Consider the following 24,486-nt stretch of genomic DNA (forward strand, 5'->3'; position numbering starts at 1 on the left):
ATTCCATACCATACCCCAGTTCTACAGCTTGTGGCGAAAACCACGTGGGTGGCGGCCAAAAAAATCCGCCACCCACGGTCATTTCGCCTCTGTGTTACCGAAGTTCTATGTCCAGAGATTGGAAGTCGTCGGCCGCGTGTCGACCTACAAGCAGGCGGAACGTGCCCTGCTCAAACTGCCACCCGCCGTCGTAATGTGCAAACGCTTTGGCCGGGATGCGTATTTCCACACTCTCGGTGCCAGCGGGGGCGAGGTGCGCTCCCGCATAGCCAGCGAGCCAGCGGACCGGGCGTTCAACCGCGGATTCAGTGCGCTCGACGTAGACCTGCACCACTTCGCGGCCAGTGCGTGTGCCGGTGTTCTTGACCGGCACATGGACCACAACATCCTTTCCTGCGGTCACCGCCTGGGGTGCGTGGGCTTTGCCGAATTCAAACGTTGTGTAGCCGAGCCCGACGCCGAACGGCAGGGCAGGGGCTGCACCGCCTTCGGCTTGCTGCTTCAGCCAGGCACGGTAACCGATGTGGATTCCCTCGGAGTAGACCACTTTGCCGTCCGTGGGCGTGGTGTTGAGGACGGGAACATCTTCCAGTGCGGAAGGCCAGGTGGTGGGAAGTCGTCCACCCGGTTCCTCGACACCCAGCAGGATGTCTGCGACGGCGCTGCCGAACTCCTGGCCGCCGAACCAGCCCAGCAGGACCGCGTCAACCGTGTCCAGCCACGGCATCAGCACAGGCGAGCCCGAGTTCACAACAACCACCGTGCGGGGGTTGGCCGCCGCGACGGCCTTCACCAGTTGGTTCTGGTACCCGGGGAGATCCAGATCCTTGCGGTCGAATCCTTCAGACTCGATGGCCGCGTTGGTGCCCACAACAACGACGGCGACGTCGGAGGCCCGTGCGGCTTCCACAGCCGCGTCAATCTCGGCCTGCGGTTCCGCAACCACCGTTTCCTCGCCCAGCAGGATGGCGGTGAAAGGAATGACCTGTTCCTTGGGCAACTGGTACTCGGCCTCGATCCGAATGCTCTGGCCGGCCGTGGTGTCGATTGCATGGACGGTCTTGGGCGGATCGAACAGGGCGGCGCCCAGGACTTCGGTGTCGTCCTCAAGTTCGCTGTTGAAGACTTCCGTACCGTCCAGGACAAAGCGGATCCGGCCCACGGTGCCGACGCCCAGGTGGTGGACGCCTGCTGTTTCGGCAGTCCAGTCCGCTTCCATGCGGATGGAGGCCGCGCCGTCGGGAATTCCAATGCCGAACCAAATCAGGTGCGACGCCAAGCGGTCTTCGCCTGAGATCTCCGTGCCGTCTTCCGCCAGGAAAGTCACGCGGATTCCAGGCACATTGGAGACCGGGTTGTGCAGTGACGTTCGGGGGAACGCCTGGATGCCCTCGGCAACCTTGGCGCCGCGCGCGTAGGTGACCTTGACGCCCTCGGGCAGTGCCTTCCGCAGCCCTTCCAGCGGTGAGACCGTGTACTTAGGCATCACTGTGGCGCTGCCGCCGCCTTGGGTGCGGGCTTCGTCGGCGTTGTGGCCGATCACAGCCACGCTGCCCAGCGCCTTGGCATCCAGCGGGAGGAGGCCCTTGTTGCGGACCAGCACGGCGCCGCGGACGGCAACTTCACGCGCGACGGCGGCACCGTTCAGTTCGGTGGGGAGGTGGGTCACTGCTGGTTCGAAACCTTCGAGTGAGCCCACTCTGGCAGCGAGCCGCAGGATACGGGTGACCTTCTCAAGGATTGCTTCGCGGCTGACGCGTCCTTCGTTGACGGCGGCGAGGAGCTTGGGTCCCCAGTGGCCTACCGGGCCGGGCATTTCGAGATCCTGATGGGCGTTGGCCGCGTCGATCGAGCGGACGCCGGTCCAGTCGGATACCACGACGCCGTCGAAGCCCCATTCGGTGGACAGTGGGGTTTCCAAGAGCTTGTTCTCGCTGGCCGTGGTGCCGTTGATGGAGTTGTAAGAGCTCATCACCAGCCAGGCGCGGGCCTCGGTGATGGCGTCCTCGAAGGCTGCCAGGTAGAGCTCCCTCAGGGGGCGTTCGTCCACCACGGAGTCCGCGGTGAAACGCTCGGTTTCGGCTTCGTTGGCCAGGTAGTGCTTGGGCGTTGCACCAACACCCATGGACTGGACGCCGGCCACATATCCTGCGGCCATGGTAGCTGTGAGGCGCGGGTCCTCGCTCATGCACTCGAAGTGGCGGCCGCCCAGCGGGGAGCGGTGGAGATTGATGGTGGGCCCCAGGACGGCGTGGACGCCCTTGCGGCGGGCCTCTTGGCCCAGGACCTGGCCGTAGCGGCGCGCCGTTTCGACGCTCCAGGTCGCGGACAAAGCCGAGGACGATGGTAAGGAGACTGAGTCGTGGCGCTCATCAAAATCTTCACCGCGGACGCCGGCCGGACCATCGGACATGACCACGCGGGACAGGCCGATCTCCGGGATGGCGTGCGTGGACCAAACGTCCGCACCCGTCAGCAGTTGAACCTGCTGTTCGAGAGTCAGGCTTTGGGCGAGGTCGCGGATCTCGGCTTCCGCATCCTGAGTTCCTGCTGATGGGGCCGTGACGGCGGCTGAGACTGTGGGATTCATTACTTGACTCCTTTGATACGGGTGACGAGGAGGGCTCCGATGATGCCGACAACGGCACCGCCGAGGAACAACGCGGGGTAGCCACCCAGGGCGATCACAGGGAAGGCGATAGCAGGCACCAGGGACTGAGGGAGGGCCTGGGCGATGTTGAAGACACCGAAGGTCTTGGCATTTTCTGACTGGTCGCTGGGCAGCAGGTCCGTAATGAGGGCTACGTCCACGGCGCTGAAGACTCCGAGGCCTAAGCCCAGGATGCCTTGGCCCACCAGCACCTGACCTGTGTTGGTGCTGGTAGCGATGACGACCAGGCCGCCCATCATGATCAGGGCGGAGATGATGACCATACTCTTGCGCTTACCAAGGCGATCGCTGATCCAGCCACCTGCGAGGCTGGTGATCACGGTGCCGGCTGAGCTCACCAAGGTTGCTTGGAACACCAAACTGGTGACCTGCGTTTCGGCGACGTGGAGGTGGTCCGTGAAGAAGTACGGCAGGTAGAGAAGGCCGGCGCAGTAGCCCACGTAGACCAGGAATTTGGTGACCCAAGCCCACCCCAGGCCCGGGTAATCCTTGGGGTTGAAATAGAAGGAACCCAGGATCTCCTTGAAGTTCAGCGGTGCCGGTTTCTCGGTGAGGACGCGGTCCTTGAAGGTGAAGGCAAAGGCAATGGCTATCGCCGTGCCCACGATCCCCGGGACTACCGCCATCTGCAAGGCGGTTTCGAACATCTGTGCAAAGAAGGCCGCTGCAACAAGGCCGATGGGCAACGTCATGCCGATCAGCCCGGAAAGGCGTCCGCGCTCCATTGGGCCGGCTTGGTCGGGAAGGGTTGCAACCAGAGCGGCCAAGCCGGCGTTGAAGCCCAGCTGTGCTACAACCCAAGCGATCAGAACCACTCCGACTTCCGTGGCCGAACCCAGCAGGAAGAGCGCTGCAAGGCCCACTAGGGAGCCGCCGACGATCCACGGCTTGCGCATGCCGAATCGTGACGTGGTGCGATCGCTGAGTCGGCCAAAGAACGGGTTGGCGAGCAAGGCAACAGCTGCTCCGACGCCAGCCACGAGGCTGAGTGCTCCAGCGCGCGTGTCCGGTGTGGTGATCTCCGAAATCTTGATGGCAAGGACTACCAATGCGGGGGCAAGGACAGCCATCCAGAGGCCGGCGCTCGCGATGGGCATACCGATGACATAGGCGCGGGAAGCGGCTTTAGGCGGGGTGCTTCGAAGCCCCGGGCTGACGGTTTCCGCGCCTGCCATCTGCTGATTGAGATTGAGGGCCACATTGCCTCCTGGTGAACGGGTGACCCACCGTTGGGTCTCGAAGAACGACTTTAGCCCTAAAAATCTAGTGTGACTAGGTTTTTGCGTAAAAAGTCGAGTGAAGCTAGGTTTTGGGATGGTGAAATACACTGAACGGATGTCTACGTCGAGTTCGAGGGCCCGGGGCCAGTACGCCAAGGGTGCGGAACGCCGTGAACAGATCATCCAAACGGCAACTGATGTTTTTGCCACTGAAGGCTTTGAAGGAACGGCCCTCAAGCGCGTAGCTGAACTTGTGGGAGTCAAGGAAGCCACGCTCTTCCACTACTTCAAGGGGAAGCAAGAGCTCCTCACTGCCGTGCTGGCGGAACGCGACCGGCGCTCCATTGCAGTCAGCGGCCAGGAGGACGTGGGGCTGAACCTGATGCCGCCTATCGCGGAACGGAACGAGCGCGAGCCCGGCCTCACCACCCTTTACGCAGTGGCATCGGCCACGGCCAACGATCCCGGGCACAACTCCCACAGCTATTTCAAAGAGCGCTACGAGACGGTGGTGCGGGACATTGCCGCTGACATCCAACGGCGCCAGGCCTTAGGGGAGGTGCGCACCGACGTCGACTCCGTGATGCTTGCGCGGCTAACGATTGCCGCGTTCGACGGCCTGCAACTCCAGTGGCTCTACGACAAGTCCGTGGACATGGCGGACGGGCTACGGCAACTCATTGACGTGCTTTTGGCGCCGGCAGCCAAGGAGGCATAGCTACCCGGGCTCCTCCTCGCTGCGCGAAGAGGCTTGCGACACGTCCTCAACGAATTCGAGTGCCACCAAACTAATGCAGGAAGGACCGGAGCGCTTGCTCCGGTCCTTCCGCTGTTAAGACTTGGTGGCTCTAGCGGCCAGTGCCGCCGTAAACGGTGGCCTCAGCGTCGCCGTCGAGCTCGAACGCATTGTGGATGGCGCGCACGGCATCATCCAAGGCGTCAGCGCTGGTGACCACGGAGATGCGGATTTCCGAGGTGGAGATCATGTCGATGTTGATGCCGGCGTCGGAGAGGGCCTTAAAGAACGTGGCCGAAACGCCCGGGTGCGAACGCATGCCCGCGCCGATGAGGGAGAGCTTGCCAACATGCTCGTTGTATTCGATGCTCTCGAAGCCGATCTGGCCTTCGGCAGCACGCAGGGCGGCAAGGGCGTCGGCGCCTTCCACGATGGGAAGGGTGAACGAAATGTCCGTGCGGCCGGTGCCGTGGGTGGACACGTTCTGGACGATCATGTCGATGTTCGAGTGCGCGTCTGCGATCACCTGGAAGATCGCGGCAGCCTTGCCGGGGATGTCCGGAACGCCCACAACGGTGACCTTGGCTTCGGACCGGTCGTGTGCAACGCCGGAGATGATTGGCTGCTCCAAGGCAACTCCCTCTTGAATGTTGAACTTTTCATCGGCGCCGGGGATGACCCAAGTGCCTTCGTGCTGGCTAAATGACGAGCGGACGTGCAGCGGCACGCCGAAGCGGCGGGCGTACTCCACACACCGCAGGTGCAGGATCTTGGCACCGGAAGCGGCCAACTCCAACATTTCCTCGCTGGAGATACGGTCGATCTTCTGGGCGGAGGTCACAACGCGGGGGTCGGCGGTGTAGATGCCGTCCACGTCCGTGTAGATTTCGCAGACATCAGCCTCAAGTGCGGCGGCCAACGCAACAGCGGTGGTGTCCGATCCGCCGCGACCCAAGGTGGTGATCTCGTTGGTGCTGCGGCTCATGCCCTGGAAACCTGCCACGATCGCAATGTGTCCCTTGTCCAGGGCTGTGCGGATGCGGTGGGGGTCGACGTCGATAATCCGGGCCTTGCCGTGGATGCCGTCGGTGATCATGCCGGCCTGGGAGCCGGTGAAGGACTGCGCGGAAGCGCCGAACTTGTTGATGGCCATGGCGAGCAAAGCCATGGAAATTCGCTCGCCGGCGGACAACAGCATGTCCATCTCACGGGCGGGAGCGGAGTCCGTGACCTGACCCGCAAGGTCCAGGAGTTCATCGGTGGTGTCGCCCATCGCGGAGACAACAACCACAACCTCGTTGCCGGCCTTCTGCGCATCCACGACGCGCTGAGCGACCCGTTTGATGCCATCAGCATCTGCAACCGAGGAACCGCCGAACTTCTGAACGATCAGCTGCTTGGTAATCGCAGCCTCGTTGGAGAGCTCTTCGATCTTCACTTCGGTAGTGGGCATAGTCATGCGCGCACCCTCACTGCATCAATAGGGTTCGAACGCGGCATGCCAAATTCCAAATTTGAGCACGCCAGCGTAGCTTATTTGCCCAGTTTATCGCCGCGCGCAGGGCTGGTAGGAATTGTGACCACATAGCGGCCACGCACCATACATATGGTGAGTCGTCTCACCAACCTGACGTGGCCGGACCGCCTTTGAACGGGCCTACTATCTGCTGAGTGATCCACCCGCCGTAGAAGCCGCCTTGCTGGAATGTCACCTGCTCGCCGTTGATCTCGCAGGAATCCATATGTTGCGGGTAGAGGGCCACCCGGCTACTGAGGGGCTCGAAACCCCTGGCCGGGTTCGCGTAAGTCCACCCGCCGCGGGATACGACAACACCGCCGGCAACGACGTCGAAATAGCTTGCCTCTCCCTTGAACTCGCAAAAACTCGTGCCGGCGTGAGGAACCAGCACGCCGGAAGGGAAGGCATCAAAGGGTAGGTAGTAGACGGGCGGGTGGCTTGTCTCCAGAACCCGCACAGCGTCAGTGGTGTCCACGATCACCTGACCCCCAAGTCGGACAACCACCCTTTCCGAGCGTGGTTCGATCCTCGGCGGACGTGGATAGTCCCACACCGACTCCTGTCCCTTCTTGGGTTTGATGGGCCGGGGGCGCCGAAAGACGCCGGAAACACTGCGACTGGAGACCATGTCCCATGGTGGCACGCTTGGCTGGGATCTCCCCGTGAAAGCCGGTGCATCGGAGCCTGGGCCCCGGCGTATCGGTTGGGGCGTGCCCGGCGTACCATCCAACTCATGAGGTTTGTGAGCGGCGATGGCCGGTTTGCCTGACCATACGGGCGGTTCGGGTCCGGGATGGAACGAGCCCGAATATGAAGTCATCGGCGGCGGGATGATCGATGATCAGCCGTCCAAGGTGACCGACCGGAAACCAGGCACGGGGCCGCCGCTCGCCTCTGGAAATTTCTCAGTGACTGCCGGCGAGGCGTGGCGGAACACCCGGGAGTCCTTCACGTCATGGTGGTTCTGGCTGGCCTGCGCACTTGGGATTGCTCTCGCCTGGGGGATAGCCGCCGCCTTGGTGGCCTGGGCAGAATCCAGCGGGGGGTTTGAGGCCGGGGTCGCCAATGCTGTCCATTTATTGATGGCGGCATTTCTGGCACTCTCAGCGGCCGTGCTGGGCGCCGTGTGGGGCTTCCGGCATCCCAACGGAAGCGTCCCTTCACTGCTGCTTGCAGGAGCCATGCGCGGGGTGGCCTTGGCCGTGCCAGCTTGCGCTGTTCTGATGGTGGTGGGCTTCAACGTCGGCGGGCCGATCGCGCTGGCCGGTGCCGCCGTCGTCGTCATTGTCCTTGAAGTAGCCCTCTTCGGGCTGATCGGTGCTGGTTCACGGAGATGCTTCGCCAAGGTCATGCCGGCAGGGGTTTTGGCTGTGGTGCTCATGGCTTTCCTTTGCATAGGAAATGTGGCGGTCACGGTCCTGTTGCTGCCCGCGACCACAGGTACGGGTCAGGCATCCGTGCCGGTGAACGTGGAGCGGGACGACTCCGGAAGGATCACTGCCTATGAATGCGTTGGCAATCTTCGTCCGGTTGAGGTGGCGCACACGGATCGGGTTGCCTGGCTGGCCACCACCAACCCTGCCCTGCTCCTGGGCAGCGTGGGCGGGGAACTGGCGCCCACGGACAACCCGATTGGATGGATGTTGTCCGGACTGCAATGGGCCGCCGACGGTCCGTCACGCGAAGTCCCGTGCCTTGGCGGGGAATCAAGCGACGGCCTTGCTCCATCCATGCCTGTGGCGCTGACGGGCTTGGTACTGCAGGCAGCACTCGCCGCGCTGGCGATTATGTCGGGACGCTGGCTGGCTGACCGCCGGGCGGCGGCTAGTTCGGGTCCTGGCTGAGCTGCCTCCGAGCGTACTCAGAAATGACGACTCCCGAGCCGAACGCCGTCGTCGAAACCTCATTGAAGGCGCTGGGCTGGTAGGTGCCGGGCGCAAACAGCGGGATGCCGTCGCCAAAGAGCACCGGACTGCGTTTGAGCACAAGCCGGTCGATTTCGCCCGCGAGCTGCGTTGCCAGTTGCCCGCCGCCACAAAGCCAAATCGACTGGCCGGGCTCGGACTTCAACCGGCGAACAACCTCTACCGGATCTTCATCCGTGACTTTCAGGTTCGGGTGCTCGCCGGGTATGTCCGACTCGGTCCGTGTCCGGGAAAACACCACTTGTTTGAGGTGCTGATACGGGCTTGTCATGCCCACCGGCAGTCCAACAGCGTAGGTGTTCCAGCCCATCACGACGGTGTCGAACATGGTCCCCGTGCGTTTGACGGTTGATGTTGTGATTGCGAGACTACAACAGCGCGTTGCGCCTGCCCTCGAACGCGCGGCCCAAGGTGACCTCGTCCGCGTACTCAAGGTCTCCACCCACGGGGAGGCCCGACGCCAGCCGTGTCACCGTGATCCCGATCGACTTGAGCATGCGGGCAAGGTACGTTGCCGTAGCTTCGCCCTCAAGGTTCGGGTCAGTGGCGATGATGATTTCCTGGATGGCGCCGTCGTTGAGGCGCGTGAGGAGTTCACGGATGCGCAACTGTTCCGGCCCGATGCCGGCGATGGGATTAATGGCCCCGCCCAGCACGTGATAGCGCCCGCGGAAGGACCGTGTGCGCTCGACGGCCAAGACGTCCTTGGACTCCTCAACGACGCAAATGACCGACGGATCACGACGCTGATCCCGGCAGATATTGCACGTTTCCTGCTCGGTCACGTTGAAACAGACAGTGCAGAACTTCACGCGTTCCTTGACCGTGGTGATAGCCGTGACAAGACGCTTCATGTCCTCGGGATCTGCCTCAAGGATATGGAACGCCAGGCGCTGCGCCGATTTAGGGCCCACACCGGGAAGCCGGCCGAGCTCATCAATCAGCTCTTGAACTGCACCTTCGTACACAATGTCCTCATTAGTTTGAAATCAGTGCTGGAGTCAGCGGGGTTGTAGGGGAGAACCGTCCAAGGCGCGCTCTTCAATCAGCTTTCCGCCCAGAATACGCTCCACCGCAGCCCGCCCAAAGACCCGGGATTCCTCGATGGTTTCATCTTCCGGACTGGGAATGTCCTCCGGGACTGACTCCGGCTTCGCCTGAGTCCGCACCGGGGCCTGCACACGGCCGGCCTGGGCTTCGGGGCTGTTCGTCAACCGCTGGTACAAGCTCTGCCGGCCATTTGGACTGCTCGACGGCGCACCCTCCTCAAGCGTCGCAACCGAACCATGCGACTCCTCGGGTTGCGTAGCCAAGGATGGCCAGGTTGCCGGTGCGTTGCTGGCAGCCGGGGCGCCGCTGGTTACCGGGACGCTGCCGGCCGTGTCGCTGCTGCCGGCAGGGTCGGGCATGGATTGCGTTCCCGGCCAGCTCGACGCCGGTGCGACGTCCCAGCTGGAGCTTGGGTTCTGTTCGGCATTGGTTGGGTGGCCGTAAGTTCCGGAGGGTGTTTCCGGGACCTGCGCCGCCGCCGGTTCATAGTCCGGGGCGTCCGTTGCGGGTGCGCTTTCTTCAGGAGAGTCGAGGGGTCGCTTGCCCACGTTGGACTCCGTGCCCACAACCCACGTCCCAGGAGCCTGCTCCACCGCGCGGGACCATGGGTCCTCGGACCCGTTGATGCCCGCAGGGTTTGCCGCTGTGGAAGCGGTGGCAGAAGGGACGGCCTGGGCCGGCGCTGCTGATGCTCGCGGCGCCGTCGGTGACGGGCTCGAGGAAGGTGATCCGCTTGCCGGGGACTGGGCGGGGGCCGGCGTAGCCGGCTGTGAGCCCGTGCGGCCGTATCCCGACGGGGGTTCCCAATCCGCCGGAGGCTCTTCATCCAAAGGCGGGGCATCCTCGTCGAGCGGCGGACCCCAATCGTCGTCAGGGTACGAGTAATCCGTGGATGGCTCGGCGGGTGCCGAAGTGGCTGGCGCGGGGGCGGCGGGTGCGGGTGCTGCCGGCGATGCTGCCGCCGGGGCGGGTGCTGGCGCGGCCGGCGTCGGGGCAGCCGGGACTTCTGGCGCGGGTACTGCTGCTGGAGCTGGCGATGCTGCTGCCGCTGGTGCCAGCCCCCACGCAGAGTCGACCGCTGATACCGGGGCTGGTGCAGGAGCTGATTCAACAGGCGGCGAAGTGGGGTTCGCGGGGGTGCCTGCTGACGATGCAGCAGCCGGAGTTTCCCGGCTAGTAGGTGCTTTTGGGTTTGGCTCAGAGCTCGCTGAGCTGTTGCCGCCAGCCACGGCGACGATCTGGCAGTCGATGCCGATGGTCTTGTGGATCGCCTGGCGAAGGTTCTCGGAATGATCCGCGCGTCCAAACGCCCCTGCAAGGCCGCCTGTTGTGAAAGCCAAAGTCAGCACTTGGCCATCGAACTGGGCAACTTGGGCATTCGGTTCCACCAGTGCCCAGGTGCTGCGCTTGATCTTGGTCAAGGTCTGCAGGACGTCAGGCCATGCGCGACGCAGGGCCTCTACGTCGCCGCTGCCACCGGAAACCGAAGCTGCAGCAGCAGGCTGCGGAGTGGGGGCAGGTGGCTGCTGGGCTGCGGCGGGTGGCTGTTGGGCTGCCTGCACCGGGGCTGTCGGCTGAACCTGCGGGGCAGCCTCCTGCGAGGGAGGAGGCGTAGGAGCTTGAACAGGCTGGGTTTGCTGTGGTGATGCCGACCCCGGCTGCGGCTGCGGCTGGCCTGGAGCGGCCGGGGATGCGGCAGCCTGGGGGGAGCGGCCGGCAGCCGGACGGTCCTCGACGGGCCAATCGTTGGTGGAGACTCGCGGTGCCGTGATGGCGTCGCGTGATCCTGCTTCAGCGGACGGCTCGGAAACCGCCGGAGCCGAAGCGGGCGTTGGCTGGGCATCGGCCGACGCAACAACAGCGGCTGCAGGCGCAGGCGCAGGGGCGGGAGCGGGCGTCGTCGGGGCTACCGGCGAAGCCGTTGGCGTAGTAACTGCAGCCGCCGGTGGGGCGGCAGCAACAGCCGGAGCACCGCCGTCGCCCGTGTAATTCAGGCGACGTTCCACGCGGTCGATGCGGGCAGCGATGCCACGCTCCGTCTGTTCGGCGCTGGGCAGGAGGATGCGGGCACACAACAGCTCAAGGTGGAGACGCGGGGACGTGGCCCCGGTCATCTCGGTGAGCGCGGTATTTGTGACGTCCGCTGCCCGGGACAGCTCGGCTGCGCCCAAGTTGGTTGCCTGGTTGCGCATCCGAGCGATCTGATCGGCCGGCATGCCGCGAAGGATGGCCTGCGCGCTCTCGGGCATGGCCTGGACGATGATGAGGTCGCGGAAGCGTTCCAACAGGTCTTCGACGAAGCGCCGGGGGTCGTGACCGGTCTGGATGACTCGGTCCACCGCGCGGAATACGGTGGCAGCATCCGCGGCAGCCACGGCATCCACGATGTCGTCCAGCAAGGAAGCGTGCGTGTAACCGAGCAGCGCAACAGCGAGCTCGTAGTCCAAGCCGTTGGGTCCCGCGCCAGCCATGAGCTGGTCCAGGACGGACAGGGTGTCACGAACAGAACCGCCACCCGCGCGGATGACCAACGAAAGTACGCCGGGAGCGACAGGAACATTCTCCTGCTGGCAGAGCAGCTCAAGGTATTGCATCAGCGGCTCGGGCGGCACCAACCGGAAGGGATAGTGGTGCGTCCGCGAGCGGATGGTCCCAATGACCTTGTCCGGCTCGGTTGTGGCAAAGATGAACTTGATGTGTTCCGGCGGCTCTTCAACAATCTTGAGCAGCGCGTTGAAGCCGGCAGACGTGACCATGTGGGCCTCGTCAATGATGAAGATCTTGTAGCGGTCACGCACCGGGGCGAACGTTGCGCGCTCGCGGAGATCGCGGGCGTCGTCCACGCCACCGTGGCTGGCGGCGTCGATCTCTATGACATCAAGCGAGCCGGAGCCGCCGCGTGCAAGTTCGATGCAACTGGGGCATTTTCCGCAGGGGGTGTCAGTGGGGCCCTCGGCGCAGTTAAGGCAGCGGGCCAGAATGCGCGCAGAGGTGGTTTTGCCGCAACCGCGGGGGCCGGAGAAGAGGTAGGCGTGGTTCACACGGTTCTTGCGGAGCGCCGTCATCAGCGGCTCCGTGACGTGTTCCTGCCCGATAACGTCCGCGAAAGAGTCCGGGCGATACCTTCGATACAGGGCAGTTGTAACAGTCACAAGTGAAACCTACCTATAGAGACTGACATTTAAATAAGTGACCCCTCATGCACCCGCCAGAGCCCATCTACCCTTGCTACCTTCCGGTCCTGGGGGAGTTCAACAGGATGACGCCACATGAGGGGCCGTCGACAAGCTTACCCGAACTTGGGTTGGGGTTCGAATCGGCTCGAAGGGCTGTGGATAAGGCTCGACGGCGTTTGGCTGGCCTTCTCATTTTGTCGGGGCTGGCTGGTAATCGTCGTACTGCAGGAGAGGTTCGTCGGAACGGGTGTGGCTATGGTGCGGGATGGGTAGTGGGGAGTGGGTGGGGTTCGTGTCCTGGCGGTCTCCCCGTCACCGCCAGCCATTCACCGGCCATGTCATGAAAGCCGGCTCCTCGTATGGGTGCGCGGCCCGCAGAGCCAGCACAACGCCGTCGAGCATGTCCTCCTGAACAACGCACTCAACCCGGGTTTCGGGCACCTGCTCCTCGATCCCCACCTCACCGATGGCTGGCCGTGCTCCCGGTAGAGGCGTGAAGCGGCCGGTGCCTGGTGAAGTAAAGGCGCAGTGGGAGTAGTCGCCGATTCTCCCGGCGCCTGCGTCGCCAATGGCCAGGAGGACTTCCTCGATATGCGTCTCAGGAACGTAGACAACCAGGGCATGCAGCTGAGCCATAAGGACATCCTGTCAATAAACTTCGGCTACAAACAGGTCTCAACCATTGCAAAACGAGGGACTGCAGCGGACCATGGGTATGTACACCGATTGGGGCAATCTCAAGGTTGTGAGCTGCGGGGCCTGGGAGCGAGGGGCCGGACCCGGCAGCTCAACGGTGATACCGCAAGAATGGGCGCGTTGGGGGCGTCCATTTTTCCGTTAACGACCGCTTCTCCGAGGGTGCTTCGGCGTGGCAAATCAGCCCGATTACACGATGCCGAAATTCTCAGGTACAGTAGTATCTGCTTTCGAATCGGAAGCAAGGAGAATTCGCCTAGCGGCCTATGGCGCACGCCTGGAACGCGTGTTGGGTTAACGCCCTCGGGGGTTCAAATCCCCCATTCTCCGCCGAAAAAGGCTCCGGGATCCAGCTGATCCCGGAGCCTTTCTCTTTGCCCGAAACCCGAGTCCGGCCATGACGGTTTCCCGCATCACGTCCCGCTCATTCCCAGCGCACCATTTGTCCTATGACGTGCTTGGCCGGACCTTTATGCCCTCCTAGGATTGCTTGGACTTGCTCGCAACCAGAGGGAATCCGGTGTCGGACTTCAGTGTAGGAAGAGTCCGGGGCAGGCACCTTGCAGTCCCGCCGATCAGGCACAGCGCAGCCCCGTCGACCCGGCACAGTGCGGCCCCGTCGAACCGGGCTCGGGCGGCGGATCTGGACGCCATCAGGCTTACCGGTATCGCAGCCGTAGTGGTTGGTCATGTCTGGACATCCGGGCCGTTCACCGATGCCCTGTTTGCGTGGCATGTCCCCGTATTTTTCATCCTGACGGGCTATCTGTGGAAGTCGGGCCGGACGGTGCGGGATGAGATCACCCGCCGCTCCAAGACGCTCCTGGTCCCGTATGTTGCGTGGCTGGCCGTCCTCAGTGTCGCGTTCGCTTCCGTGGAGTATCTGCGTGGCGGATCCCTGCCCGTCGAAGCACTCCGAAATGCGGTCTATGGCGGAGCGTTCGCGGTGCGCCCGTATTCGGCGTTCTGGTTTGTGCCGGTCCTCTTTTTCACGGCCGTGCTGTTCCGCTGGCTGGAGCGATTTCCGCCCTGGATGGCGTGGATCATCGCTGGACTTGGGCTGGCAGCAAGCGTTTTTGCGGGGGAGGTGATGGCAAAGACGCCCTTAGGAATAGCCTTGGCGGTGCCGTGCCTGGTGTTCGTTCTCGTCGGACGCGCTTTGCCTGCCATGGTCCATCGCGTCCGGTACAAGACGGCCGTGGGCGTGGGTCTGGTACTTGCTGGCGTTGCCCTGACGGTCGGCGGTGTGGTTCAGCCGCTGAACATGAAGGACGGCGACTTCGGCTCAGTCGCGCTGAGCGTGGTCAACGCCTCTGCAATTAGCCTGGGACTGATCCTCGTCTTCGCAGCGCTGTACCGCATGGTTAGCCCGGCGGTGAATCGCCTGACGATCCAGCTGGCCTCCGCCGGGCTGGTGGTGGTTCTCACCCACGCGTTCTTCCTCTACCTGCTCAACACGCCTGCGTCGGGATCGATCTTTGACGCCGTTGTAGCTTTGGCGGTGCCCTTTGCTCTCGCATTGCTGGTGCTCCGGTCGCCGCTCCGGCGCTGGCTGGTGGGTTAGCCGTCAGCCCGCTGCTCGGTATCTTTCTGCTGAGCGGCAGCCACGCGTTCCAGCACTTCCCGGCAGGCCAGAATTGCCGGGTGGATCCGGCCGGCCGTCCTGGTGGATGTGAACACGGTTCGCTCCGGGAGACCGGGAAGGTCCAGGAGTTGGACCGTGCGGGTGCGCCCGGTCCATACGAGGTCCGGCATGAGTGCCACGGCGTTCCCGGATTCAATGAGCCGGATCTGGGCTTGGAGGTCGGCTGTTTCGTAGCGCACGTCCGGTTCGAAGCCCGCGGACCGGCAGGCCTGCTCCGCCCAGTGCCGGGATGCTGCGCCGCGGGGTTCCATGACCCACGGCATTGAGGCGGTGTCCGCGAGGGTGGCTACGGTTTCGCCGCCAAGTCCTACGGGGGGAGTGGCCAGCCGGATGGCGTCGCTGGTGAGGGTTACCCGGTCCAGCCCGCTGTGGTGCGGGGCCGCGTGGCCCGGGTATTGCTCGGCCACCACAAGGTCGAAGTCCCGCGCCCACGTTTCGTAGAGTGCAGTCTCGGGCTCGCGCTGTGTCATTTCCACGCGTACCTCGGGATACTCCTTGCGCATGATGCTGAGGAAATCGGGCAGCAAAGCCAGTGCCGCGGATTGGAACACGGCCAAGCGCACGGTTCCGGTCACCATGGAGAGCGACGCCGCGAGCTCGGTTTCCGCGCGCTCCAAGGTCTCCAGCAGCGCCGCGGTGTGGGCCACGAGGATCTCCGCTTGCGGAGTCAGTTGCACCCGACGCCCCGCTTTTCGCAGCAGCTCCACCCCGGCTTCCTTCTCCAGCAACGTGAGCTGCTGTGAAACTGATGAGGGGCTGTATTGCATCGCATCGGCGACTTCGGCCAAGGTTCCGCGGATCTTTAACTCGTGCAGCAAACGCAGCCTGCGGACGTCCAGCAAGACGACCTCCAAAGGTTCGGGATGGGTAATCAATATTCGTCAGAAAAGATCGCTTTTCCTAACGTGATTGTAGATCCATACTGATGGAAACAAACAAACTTCTCCGTCTCAGAAGGAGCCCCCATGACCAGCACCCTCCCGGATGCCACCGCCCCGCGCACCCAGGATTCCGGGCAGTTCGATGCTTTGGCTCAGGAAGCCATCGCCTTGGTCCGCCACTGGCTTACCGAAGCCAGCAAGATCCCCGTGGATGTGTCCGCGCAGCGTCTCGCCGGTGTCCTGAAGGACCCGAACGGCCTTGACTTCACTGTCGGATTCGTCGACGGCGTCATCCGCCCCGAGGACCTGTCGGTCGCCGGCCGCAAGCTCGCAGAGCTCGCTCCCAAGGTGCCCAAGTTCCTCCCGTGGTACATGCGCAGCGCTGTGCGCGTGGGTGGCGTCATGGCTCCGATTGTCCCGCAGGTTGTCATCCCGATCGCCCGCCGCGTGCTCCGCGAAATGGTGGGCCACCTGATTGTGGACGCCACCGACGCCAAGCTCGGCCCGGCCATCGCCAAGATCCGCCAGGACGGTGTGCACCTGAACGTCAACCTCCTCGGCGAAGCAGTCCTGGGCGAGCACGAAGCCCAGCGCCGCCTGGAAGGCACGTTGAAGCTCCTTGCCCGCGATGACGTGGACTACGTGTCCATCAAGGAATCCTCCACCGTGGCACCTCACTCCCCGTGGGCCTTCGACGAAGCCGTCGACCACGTGGTGGAGAAGCTCACCCCGCTCTACCGCCTTGCCGCGTCCTTCCCCAAGCCCAAGTTCATCAACCTGGACATGGAGGAATACAAGGACCTCAGCATGACCATTGCGGTGTTCAAGCGCATCCTTGACATGCCCGAATTCAAGAACCTTGAGGCCGGCATCGTCCTCCAGGCCTACCTCCCGGACGCCCTCGGCGCCATGCAGGAACTGCAGGAGTGGGCCTCGGCACGCCGCGCCCAGGGTGGCGCACCCATCAAGGTCCGCGTGGTCAAGGGCGCCAACCTTCCCATGGAACAGGTTGAAGCCTCGCTGCATGACTGGCCGCTGGCTACGTGGGGCACCAAGCAGGACTCGGACACCAGCTACAAGAACGTCATCAACTACGCCCTCACCCCGGAGCGCATTGACGCAGTCCGCATCGGTGTCGCAGGCCACAACCTGTTCGATGTCGCTTTCGCCTGGCTGCTGGCGAAGCAGCGGGGCATTGCCCAGCAGGGACAGGGAGCGATTGAATTCGAGATGCTCCTGGGCATGGCAACCGGTCAGGCCACCGCAGTCCGCAAGGACGTGGGCAGCCTCCTCCTGTACACACCGGTGGTCCACCCGGGCGAGTTCGACGTCGCCATCGCCTACCTGATCCGCCGCCTCGAAGAAGGCGCCAGCCAGGAAAACTTCATGTCCGCAGTGTTTGAGCTGAGCGAAAACGAAGCCCTGTTCAAGCGCGAGCAGCAGCGCTTCCTGGACTCCCTGGCAGGCATGACGGACACGGTTCCCGGCCCCAACCGCCAGCAGGACCGCCGCCTCCCCGCCGAGCCTGCCCCGCTTGAAGGCTTCGCCAACACCCCGGACACCGACCCGGCCCTCCCGGCAAACCGAGCCTGGGGCCGTGACATCCTCAAGCGCATCCCCGGTTCCACCGCCGGCAACAAGATCGTGGAGTCCACCAAGGTTTCCGACGCTGCCCAGCTGGATCGCATCATCGCCACCGCCGTAGACCACGGCAAGGCCTGGGGCGCCCGCCCCGCCGCCGAGCGTGCAGCCATCCTGCACCGCGCCGGCGAGGTCCTCGAAGCCCGCCGCGCGGAACTCCTGGAGGTCATGGCTTCCGAGACCGGTAAGACCATCGACCAAGGCGACCCCGAAGTCAGCGAAGCGATCGACTTCGCGCATTACTACGCCGAGCGTGCCAAGGACCTGGAAACGGTCGACGGCGCCACGTTCGTCCCGGCCAACCTCACCGTGGTGACCCCGCCGTGGAACTTCCCGGTGGCGATTCCCGCAGGCTCAACGCTCGCAGCGCTCGCCTCAGGTTCCGGCGTCGTGATCAAGCCTGCAAAGCAGGCCCGCCGCTCCGGTTCGGTCATGGTGGATGCCCTGTGGGAAGCCGGTGTGCCGCGCGAAGTGCTGGCACTGGTGCAGCTTGAAGAGCGTGAGCTCGGCACCCAGCTGGTTTCGCACCCCAGCGTTGACCGCGTGATCCTTACCGGTGGTTACGAAACCGCTGAGCTGTTCCGTTCCTTCCGCCAGGACCTGCCGCTGCTCGCGGAGACCTCCGGTAAGAACGCCATCATCGTCACCCCGAGTGCCGACCTGGACCTCGCCGCGAAGGACGTGGTGTATTCGGCATTCGGCCACGCAGGCCAGAAGTGCTCGGCTGCCTCGCTGGTGATCCTGGTGGGCTCGGTGGCCAAGAGCGCACGCTTCCACAACCAGCTGATCGACGCCGCACGCTCACTGACCGTGGGCTACCCGGAGAACGCCACCACGCAGATGGGGCCGATCATCGAGCCGGCCAACGGCAAGCTCCTCAACGCCCTCACCACCCTGGGCGACGGCGAAACGTGGGCCATCAAGCCCGAGCGCCTCGACGAAACCGGCCGTTTGTGGTCCCCGGGCATCCGTTCCGGCGTCAAGCGTGGCTCCTACTTCCACCTGACCGAGTTCTTCGGTCCGGTCCTGGGTGTTATGACCGCGGAGACCCTCGAGGAAGCCATCGCCATCCAGAACGAGATCGAGTACGGCCTCACCGCCGGCCTCCACTCACTGGACTCCGCTGAAATGGGCGTCTGGTTGGACACTATCCAGGCCGGAAACCTGTACGTCAACCGCGGCATCACCGGTGCGATCGTCCAGCGCCAGCCGTTCGGTGGATGGAAGAAGTCGGCCGTGGGCGCCGGAACCAAGGCCGGTGGACCGAACTACCTGATCGGCCTGGGCAGCTGGCTTCCCGCCGAGGCCAAGGCCAAGCGAGGCACCGTACTTCAGGGCGCTGCCGCACAAATCCTCACCGCAGCAAAGTCTGCGGACGTGACCGCCGAGGAACTCCAGACCCTCCAGCAGTCGCTCTTCAGCGATGCCGCAGCGTGGGAATCCGAGTTCGGCACCCGCAAGGACGTCTCCGCCCTTTCCGCAGAGCGCAACGTCTTCCGTTACCGTTCCCTACCCGTCACGGTCCGCCTCTCCGAAGGCGAGCGGCTCGCTGAGCTGCTGCGCGTTGTAGCAGCCGGCGCAGTGGCAGGTTCGGCGCTCAAGGTGAGCTCCGCCGTCGTACTTCCTGACGCTGTGGTTACCGTGTTCGCGAACCTGGGCGTCAGCGTCCGTATCGAGGACGACGCCGCGTGGCTGGCCCGTGCAGCCAAGTTCGACGCCGGACGGATCCGCCTGATCGGGGGCGACTTCGCCGCGCTGAGCGCAGCCATGGGTGGTCGTCCGGATGTCGCGGTTTACCACGGTGCTGTGACCCAGGCCGGCCGGATCGAGATGCTGCCGTTCCTCCGCGAGCAGGCCGTGTCCATCACTGCCCACCGCTTCGGCACCCCGAACCACCTGTCGGATCACCTGATCTAGGACCGTTCGCCGAGGGGTGAGCTCTCGGCTGTAAGCACACGTGAAAAGGTTGAAAGCCAACCCCTCGGCGAGGCCCCCACAAGGTGGGCTTGCGTCGAGGGGTTAGCTTTCGGAGTTATTACCCCGCGAAAGGGGTGAGAGCTCACCCCTCGGCGAAGGCCACGCTCAGGCCGCGTACCCGAGCCTCTGCAACCTCCGCCGGGCAGCCTGCTCGCTGGGTCCGTGGGAGCCCAGGGCAAACCGGACCATGCCCAAGACGGCCCGGGCGGCTGTGATCACGGGTAAAGGAAGCGGACCCAAGCCGGCGCGGCGAATACCCAGCATCTCGCGATACCTGGGTTCGAGGCTTGCGACGGCGGCCGCGAACAGGATGCTGTAACCCGGCTTAAGCAGCGGGCTGAGAGGTGGATAGCGGATAAAGGACACCGTCTCGGCAAGTCGCTCGTCAGCCCGAAGTATCCCGGAGGCGTACCACTGCTCAAGTTCTTGGTGGACCTGGGCCTCGGTGAGGGGCGGGTTCTCAACTCCCATCAGCCGCCCTGCTGCTGCCCACTCGCGAACGTAGGCATCGGGCCCGCCGGGGATGGGCCGGCCCCAAATACGGTTGGCGGTAATGAAGGAGTCGGCGTAGGTGACGTGAACCCAGCGCAGGAGTTCCGGATCATTGGCGGCGTACTCGCGCGTTACACCGTTGCCGTCCACGTACGTCCCCCGCACGCGCTCGTGGATCTTCCGCACACGGGCGGTGGCTGCTTCGGCTGCCTCCGTGGAACCGTACGTCACCGTAAAAATCCATCGGACCGTGTTCGCCAGGCGGCCGAGCGGGTCTTTCTGGAAACCGGAGTGCTCGTAGACCCCCGCCAGCGCGCCGGGGTGCAGGGCCTGCATCAACAGGACCCTGATCCCCGCCACAATGGTGGCCACGTGGCCGTGAACCGCCCAGACGGCCGACCCCGGAAGGTGATAGCCGGCGTCGTTCCCCTCTGCGAGGCGCGGCACCCACTCCGGAGGCGTGCCCGACGTTCCTGTGAAGGTGCGCTGCAGTTCGTGCCTGTACTCCGTGAGGTAATTCCTCATAAATCCCATGAGACCTCGCAATTGCGCCGGTGTACAGGGGAAAAACGTGCGGGGTCAGGTGCGGACTCGTCGCCGGGATGGTGCTGCGGCCACCAGCAGGGCGGCGATGGCGACGGCGGCACTCAGGATGAGGCCCGGACGGTACTGTTCCAGCATGGCTTGGGCGCTGACGGTTCCGGCTGCCTGGCCGTGACCGCTCACCAGCGCCGTAGTGACCGCCAAAACCAAGGCGGCGCCTACCTGTGTGCTGGTCTGGATCAACCCGGCAGCCAGCCCCTGCTCCGAATCCTTGATCCCGGCCGTCGCCTGAACGTTGATGGACGGGAAAGCCAGAGCGAATCCGATGCCCAGCAGGACCACCGACGGCAGGATGTCCAGCACGTAATTGGGTGTGGTGCCCACGCGGAGGAACAGGACATAGCCGAGACCAAGGGCCGTGAGCCCTGTCAGAATCAGCTGCGTGGCGCCGAACTTTTCAATGAGCCGGTCCGCGAACGGCGCGCTTGTGGCCACCAACAGACCTGCCGGCAGCAGGGCCAGGGCCATTCCCAGCGGCGTCCAACCCAGCACGGACTGCAGGTACATGGTGACGATGAACTGGAAGCTGAGATAGGAGCCGAAGAGCCCCACCGCGCTGAGATTGGCCCGTGCAACCCAGCCTTCTTTGAGGATGCTGAAGCGGATCAGCGGATGATTGACCTTGTTCTCAATTACCGCGAAGGCTGCCAGCACGGCGATGGAAACTGCGAATCCGGCGATTGTTGCCACAGATCCCCAGCCCTGCTCCGGTGCTGAAACCAGGGTATATACCAGGCCGAGCATGCCCAGTGCGAGGGTCACGGCGCCCCAGATATCGTGCCCGCTGTTCTCCGCTGACGGCTTGTCCTTGGGAATGAACTTCATGCCCAGGAAGACAACGACGACGGCGATGGGCACCGAAACCAGGAACGTCCAGCGCCAGCTCAGGCTGGTCATCAGGCCGCCCACCACCAGGCCCAGCGAGAAACCGCTGGCGCCGAACGTGGTGAAGATGGACAGCGCTTTGTTGCGCTCGCGGCCTTCCGCGAAGTTGGTGGTGATGATGGAGAAGCCAGTGGGTGCGGTGAACGCGGCAGCCAGTCCCTTGATGAACCGTGTGGCGATCAGGATGGCGGGGTCGTCCACCAGCCCGCCTAGCAGCGAGGCCGCGGCGAAGACGGACAACGCAATGAGGAAGATTCGACGCCGGCCCAACAGATCGGCGAGACGGCCACCAAGGAGCAGGAGGCTCCCGTAGCCCAGAACGTATGCGGAAACGATCCACTGCAGGGAATCCGTTCCGAGGTTGAGCTCCTGTCCGATGGACGGCAAGGCAACGCCGACCATGGAGACGTCCAGCCCGTCCAAAGCCAGGACGGTGCACACAACCATGAGCAGCAGCCACTGGGCCCGTGTCCAGTGAACGGCTGAAACCAAAGGCGGCTCAGTTGAGGTTTTGAGGGTGGTGGGTGATGTCATGGATTCGAATGTACATGACGCGTCATTCAATGACAAGGAATATGATGTGTCATCTTATGACGTGGATTCTAACGCCGTGATGAACTAGAATCGGACCATGGCAACGACGCGTGACCGTCAACTGCATGACCGCCAATTGGTGGAACAGTGGCGCAGCATCCAGAACTCCTACTTCCGCACCGCAGGAGCGATCGACCGCGCCCTCGAAGCCAAGTTCGACATTGGCCTCAACGAGTTCGAAATCCTGGACCTCGTGGCCGAGAGCGAAGAGTCCGCGTGCCGCATGAAGGCCTTGGGGGAGCGCACCCCCATGACCCAGAGTGCTGTGTCAAAGGTGGTGGATCGGCTGGAAAAAGCAGGGCTGGTGTCACGCGAAACCTGCGCCGACGATCGCCGTTCCCTCTTCCTGGAATTGACTGAGGCGGGCCGCGCACTTCACGCCAATGCCGCCGTCGAACACCGTGCCCTGCTGAAGGAAAACCTCGGCTCTTAACCTGCGGACGCAAAGCTCAAGATTCTTGAGCCAAAACTGAGCCAACCTTTCGTTGGATGGCACCCGGTAAGCCTTTATTTTCGCTTCCATTCCCGCAACAATGGTGCTTGCACGCCAGGCTGGGGTTTGGTGCCGCTGGCTTTGGGGAGTGTTTTGTGGGCAAGCATCATGAATCAGACCGGGCAGTAGACCTGATCCGCACCGTAGGCTTCCATCGCGTTCTGATCGCGGGAAGCCTGGCCGTCCTGGCTTTCTTTGCGTTTGGGTTCCAACCTCTAAGTTCCGTCTCCAGCAGCTCCGTTGGTGGAGCACTGGCGCAGGGGGTGGTTGAACCAACGGCCCTAGGCACCTTGGTGCCGCCGGAGGCCGAAACGCTGGTGATCGACACCATGCCCGAACCCCCGGAACAAGTCCCCGGCACGCCCATGGTCTACTTCGACCGCGCCTTGGTCCGTACCGTCAGCAAGGACGGCTCCACGGGCCTTACCGTCGCCTCCGCAGGCCTGTCGCGACCACCCGCAGGCAGCCTGTACTCACCGCTTGAGGTCCTCAACAAGAGCTCCTCCTACGGCTACCGCTACAGCCCCTTGACGGGCCTTGCCGGAGAATTCCACTGGGGCCAGGACTACGCAGCAGCCTGCGGCACCCGCGTCTACGCAGCCGACGCCGGTGTAGTGCGGGCCGTCGGGTGGCATGTATGGGGCGGTGGCAACCGTGTTGAAATCGAGCATGGCAACGGCCTGGTCACCACGTACAACCACCTCCAGGCAATAGGAGTCACGCAAGGCCAGTCGGTGCGGGTGGGCGAGGTCATCGCAGAGGTTGGCACCACGGGCTGGTCCACTGGCTGCCACCTGCACTTTGAGACGATCGTGAACGGTTTGCACACTGACCCCGCCAACTGGTCGTTGTTGCCCATCCGGCAGGTTGATGCGCTGCAAACCATCGCCATGGTGAACTACCAGCCCGGCGTTGGCACCGGCACCTCGGCCACACCGCAGTGGGCCGTTCCCGTATCGGATGGCACCACCCGGGCCGTCATCGGTGGAGAGCACGAACACGACGAACCGCTTCCTGTTCCACCCGCGGCACCGTCCGGCACCACTCCGCCGGCAGCTAACCCCCCGAGCAGCCCTGGCGGCACCCAGACCACTCCGCCAGCAACTACGACGCCGGTTCAAACCACGACGCCGACGCCCTCACCTTCCGTGACGGCAACGCCGACGCCGACGGTCACGGCTCCGCCGACGGTCACGCCGACACCGACGACCACTGTGACGCCAACCCCGACGACCACTGTGACGCCAACCCCGACGGACAGCACGACTCCACCGCCGCCGCCGACCACCGTCCCGGAAACCAGTACCGTCCCGCCGGCAGTTGTTGAACCGGCACCGGTTGCTCCGGCCGTTGTTGAGCCTGCCCCGGTTGTGGTGGCTCCTGCACCCGTTGCGCCTGCCGTTGTGGAGCCGGCCCCGGTTGTGGTTGCCCCGGCACCGGTCATCGTGGAGCAGGCTCCGGTAGTGACCCAGACCGTGGTTCCGGCAGCTCCTGCCCCTCCGGTCGCTCCGGCGCCCGCACCGGTTGCTGTCCTCCCGACGTCGCTGCCGGCAGTGGTCCTTCCGCCCGGATACATCCTGATCGCACCAGACCTGGTCCAGCGGCCGGACGGCGTGATCGTGCCGTTGTCCTCGCTCATCATTCCGACGCCCTAGGTTTCTCTACCTGAGTCAGCTCCCGTAAGCTCGATGGCGGCAATCCCGCCAGACGACGTCGTCAGGAAGCGAATCCCATGACCAGCCTGTACAGCATTCCCCTCACCTTCAACGATGGCACCGAAGCGGACTTCGGCCGGTTCGAGGGCAAAGCGGTGCTGGTGGTGAACGTCGCTTCCGAATGTGGCTACACGCGCCAGTACGCGGGCCTGGAAGAGCTGTATGGCAAGTATCGGGCGCAGGGTTTGGAAATCCTCGGCGTGCCCTGCAACCAGTTCGGCGGGCAGGAGCCCGGCGCTGATCACGTGATCGCCGAGTTCTGTGAACGCAATTTTGGCGTGACCTTCCCGCTCACCAGCAAAGCCAACGTCCTTGGCAAGCAGCAGCATCCCTTGTTCGCGGAGCTGACCCGGGACGAGGACGGGCAGTCGGCCAAGGTGAAGTGGAACTTCGAGAAGTTCGTCATAAATCGCGGGGGTGAACTCGTGGCAAGGTTCCCATCCGCAGTGGAGCCTGACTCCGAAGACCTTATGGAAGCAGTGGAAAAGGCGCTGTTGTAAGCCGCCGATTCCGAAAGGAGGAAAAGTAATTTTCCAACATTCCGCCGGAAGTTAGCCGGTTGTTGGC

General features: G+C 63.8%; 18 protein-coding genes, 1 tRNA gene and 1 other RNA gene. 8 read left to right on the top strand and 12 right to left on the bottom strand.

Going from position 1 to position 24,486, the window contains the following annotated elements:
- Nucleotides 1-94 precede the first annotated feature (94 nt).
- Nucleotides 95-2,590, bottom strand: a complete 2,496-nt coding sequence (locus tag AC1RJY_RS13140; RefSeq protein WP_498602466.1) for a beta-glucosidase family protein — start codon at nucleotides 2,588-2,590, stop codon at nucleotides 95-97.
- Nucleotides 2,590-3,870 (bottom strand): MFS transporter, encoded by a 1,281-nt coding sequence (locus AC1RJY_RS13145; RefSeq protein ID WP_286140244.1) that lies wholly within the window; start codon nucleotides 3,868-3,870, stop codon nucleotides 2,590-2,592. The genes AC1RJY_RS13140 and AC1RJY_RS13145 overlap by 1 nt, the downstream gene beginning before the upstream one ends.
- Before the next feature lie 136 nt (nucleotides 3,871-4,006).
- On the opposite strand from AC1RJY_RS13145, the gene AC1RJY_RS13150 reads away from it, so the two are divergent.
- Nucleotides 4,007-4,609, top strand: a complete 603-nt coding sequence (locus tag AC1RJY_RS13150; RefSeq protein ID WP_143711600.1) for a TetR/AcrR family transcriptional regulator — start codon at nucleotides 4,007-4,009, stop codon at nucleotides 4,607-4,609.
- Nucleotides 4,610-4,739: 130 nt separating this feature from the next.
- On the opposite strand, the gene AC1RJY_RS13155 is transcribed toward AC1RJY_RS13150, so the two are convergent.
- A complete protein-coding gene (locus AC1RJY_RS13155; RefSeq protein ID WP_011773413.1) occupies nucleotides 4,740-6,086 on the bottom strand; it encodes an aspartate kinase in 1,347 nt (448 codons plus the stop codon).
- Between the two features lie 160 nt (nucleotides 6,087-6,246).
- Nucleotides 6,247-6,774 carry a DUF427 domain-containing protein gene (locus tag AC1RJY_RS13160; RefSeq protein WP_238324493.1) on the bottom strand — a complete coding sequence of 176 codons (528 nt, stop codon included), beginning with the start codon at nucleotides 6,772-6,774 and terminating at the stop codon, nucleotides 6,247-6,249.
- Nucleotides 6,775-6,898: 124 nt separating this feature from the next.
- Between AC1RJY_RS13160 and AC1RJY_RS13165 the strand changes: the two genes are divergently transcribed.
- Entirely contained in the window at nucleotides 6,899-7,990 is a 1,092-nt protein-coding gene (locus AC1RJY_RS13165; RefSeq protein WP_498602467.1) for a hypothetical protein, read from the top strand.
- On the opposite strand, the gene AC1RJY_RS13170 is transcribed toward AC1RJY_RS13165, so the two are convergent.
- From AC1RJY_RS13170 to AC1RJY_RS13190, 5 genes are all read right to left on the bottom strand, one after another.
- Nucleotides 7,971-8,399 (bottom strand): dihydrofolate reductase family protein, encoded by a 429-nt coding sequence (locus AC1RJY_RS13170; protein WP_498602468.1) that lies wholly within the window; start codon nucleotides 8,397-8,399, stop codon nucleotides 7,971-7,973. The genes AC1RJY_RS13165 and AC1RJY_RS13170 overlap by 20 nt on opposite strands.
- A 40-nt stretch (nucleotides 8,400-8,439) precedes the next feature.
- The gene (gene recR, locus AC1RJY_RS13175) at nucleotides 8,440-9,039 is read right to left on the bottom strand and encodes a recombination mediator RecR (RefSeq protein ID WP_011773417.1); all 600 of its coding nucleotides are present in this window, start codon (nucleotides 9,037-9,039) and stop codon (nucleotides 8,440-8,442) included.
- Between the two features lie 33 nt (nucleotides 9,040-9,072).
- Nucleotides 9,073-12,273, bottom strand: a complete 3,201-nt coding sequence (locus AC1RJY_RS13180) for a DNA polymerase III subunit gamma and tau (protein WP_498602469.1) — start codon at nucleotides 12,271-12,273, stop codon at nucleotides 9,073-9,075.
- 33 nt (nucleotides 12,274-12,306) lie between these two features.
- Nucleotides 12,307-12,403, bottom strand: an RNA gene (gene ffs / locus AC1RJY_RS13185) — signal recognition particle sRNA small type.
- A gap of 206 nt (nucleotides 12,404-12,609) precedes the next feature.
- Nucleotides 12,610-12,933, bottom strand: coding sequence for a YqfO family protein (locus tag AC1RJY_RS13190; protein ID WP_014920704.1), 324 nt, complete (start codon nucleotides 12,931-12,933; stop codon nucleotides 12,610-12,612).
- A gap of 305 nt (nucleotides 12,934-13,238) precedes the next feature.
- On the opposite strand from AC1RJY_RS13190, the gene AC1RJY_RS13195 reads away from it, so the two are divergent.
- Both AC1RJY_RS13195 and AC1RJY_RS13200 read left to right on the top strand, forming a co-directional pair.
- Nucleotides 13,239-13,323 (top strand) — tRNA-Ser (locus tag AC1RJY_RS13195).
- 190 nt (nucleotides 13,324-13,513) lie between these two features.
- Complete coding sequence (locus AC1RJY_RS13200) at nucleotides 13,514-14,557, top strand: acyltransferase family protein (protein WP_498602471.1); 1,044 nt, start codon at nucleotides 13,514-13,516, stop codon at nucleotides 14,555-14,557.
- Here the strand turns inward: AC1RJY_RS13200 and AC1RJY_RS13205 are convergent.
- Nucleotides 14,554-15,480, bottom strand: coding sequence for a LysR family transcriptional regulator (locus AC1RJY_RS13205; RefSeq protein WP_011773421.1), 927 nt, complete (start codon nucleotides 15,478-15,480; stop codon nucleotides 14,554-14,556). The two genes, AC1RJY_RS13200 and AC1RJY_RS13205, sit on opposite strands and share 4 nt — an antisense overlap.
- Nucleotides 15,481-15,603: 123 nt before the next feature.
- Here AC1RJY_RS13205 and AC1RJY_RS13210 point away from each other — a divergent pair, with 123 nt between their 5' ends.
- Nucleotides 15,604-19,077 (top strand): bifunctional proline dehydrogenase/L-glutamate gamma-semialdehyde dehydrogenase, encoded by a 3,474-nt coding sequence (locus tag AC1RJY_RS13210; protein WP_498602472.1) that lies wholly within the window; start codon nucleotides 15,604-15,606, stop codon nucleotides 19,075-19,077.
- A gap of 165 nt (nucleotides 19,078-19,242) precedes the next feature.
- On the opposite strand, the gene AC1RJY_RS13215 is transcribed toward AC1RJY_RS13210, so the two are convergent.
- Both AC1RJY_RS13215 and AC1RJY_RS13220 read right to left on the bottom strand, forming a co-directional pair.
- Nucleotides 19,243-20,163, bottom strand: coding sequence for an oxygenase MpaB family protein (locus tag AC1RJY_RS13215; RefSeq protein WP_014920708.1), 921 nt, complete (start codon nucleotides 20,161-20,163; stop codon nucleotides 19,243-19,245).
- Between the two features lie 45 nt (nucleotides 20,164-20,208).
- Nucleotides 20,209-21,651, bottom strand: coding sequence for an MFS transporter (locus AC1RJY_RS13220; protein ID WP_498602473.1), 1,443 nt, complete (start codon nucleotides 21,649-21,651; stop codon nucleotides 20,209-20,211).
- A 97-nt stretch (nucleotides 21,652-21,748) separates the two neighbouring features.
- Between AC1RJY_RS13220 and AC1RJY_RS13225 the strand changes: the two genes are divergently transcribed.
- The 3 genes from AC1RJY_RS13225 to AC1RJY_RS13235 all read left to right on the top strand — a co-directional run bounded on the left by AC1RJY_RS13225 (nucleotide 21,749) and on the right by AC1RJY_RS13235 (nucleotide 24,419).
- A complete protein-coding gene (locus tag AC1RJY_RS13225) occupies nucleotides 21,749-22,144 on the top strand; it encodes a MarR family winged helix-turn-helix transcriptional regulator (protein ID WP_011773425.1) in 396 nt (131 codons plus the stop codon).
- Between the two features lie 155 nt (nucleotides 22,145-22,299).
- Nucleotides 22,300-23,859 carry a M23 family metallopeptidase gene (locus tag AC1RJY_RS13230; protein WP_498602474.1) on the top strand — a complete coding sequence of 520 codons (1,560 nt, stop codon included), beginning with the start codon at nucleotides 22,300-22,302 and terminating at the stop codon, nucleotides 23,857-23,859.
- Nucleotides 23,860-23,936: 77 nt separating this feature from the next.
- Nucleotides 23,937-24,419: a glutathione peroxidase gene (locus AC1RJY_RS13235; RefSeq protein ID WP_498602475.1), complete on the top strand. Its 483-nt coding sequence runs from the start codon at nucleotides 23,937-23,939 to the stop codon at nucleotides 24,417-24,419.
- Nucleotides 24,420-24,486 lie beyond the last annotated feature (67 nt).

This window comes from Arthrobacter sp. GW822-FHT05G07, assembly GCF_058799755.1.

Bases quoted from the DNA above. Each gene is read 5' to 3' on its own strand.
- AC1RJY_RS13225 (WP_011773425.1), top strand. From the start codon at position 21,749: ATGGCAACGACGCGTGACCGTCAACTGCATGACCGCCAATTGGTGGAA.
- AC1RJY_RS13150 (WP_143711600.1), top strand. From the start codon at position 4,007: ATGTCTACGTCGAGTTCGAGGGCCCGGGGCCAGTACGCCAAGGGTGCG.
- AC1RJY_RS13160 (WP_238324493.1), bottom strand. From the start codon at position 6,774: ATGGTCTCCAGTCGCAGTGTTTCCGGCGTCTTTCGGCGCCCCCGGCCC.
- AC1RJY_RS13235 (WP_498602475.1), top strand. From the start codon at position 23,937: ATGACCAGCCTGTACAGCATTCCCCTCACCTTCAACGATGGCACCGAA.
- AC1RJY_RS13220 (WP_498602473.1), bottom strand. From the start codon at position 21,651: ATGACATCACCCACCACCCTCAAAACCTCAACTGAGCCGCCTTTGGTT.
- AC1RJY_RS13190 (WP_014920704.1), bottom strand. From the start codon at position 12,933: ATGGCTCAGCTGCATGCCCTGGTTGTCTACGTTCCTGAGACGCATATC.
- AC1RJY_RS13165 (WP_498602467.1), top strand. From the start codon at position 6,899: ATGGCCGGTTTGCCTGACCATACGGGCGGTTCGGGTCCGGGATGGAAC.
- AC1RJY_RS13170 (WP_498602468.1), bottom strand. From the start codon at position 8,399: ATGTTCGACACCGTCGTGATGGGCTGGAACACCTACGCTGTTGGACTG.
- AC1RJY_RS13140 (WP_498602466.1), bottom strand. From the start codon at position 2,590: ATGAATCCCACAGTCTCAGCCGCCGTCACGGCCCCATCAGCAGGAACT.
- AC1RJY_RS13215 (WP_014920708.1), bottom strand. From the start codon at position 20,163: ATGGGATTTATGAGGAATTACCTCACGGAGTACAGGCACGAACTGCAG.
- AC1RJY_RS13210 (WP_498602472.1), top strand. From the start codon at position 15,604: ATGACCAGCACCCTCCCGGATGCCACCGCCCCGCGCACCCAGGATTCC.
- AC1RJY_RS13155 (WP_011773413.1), bottom strand. From the start codon at position 6,086: ATGACTATGCCCACTACCGAAGTGAAGATCGAAGAGCTCTCCAACGAG.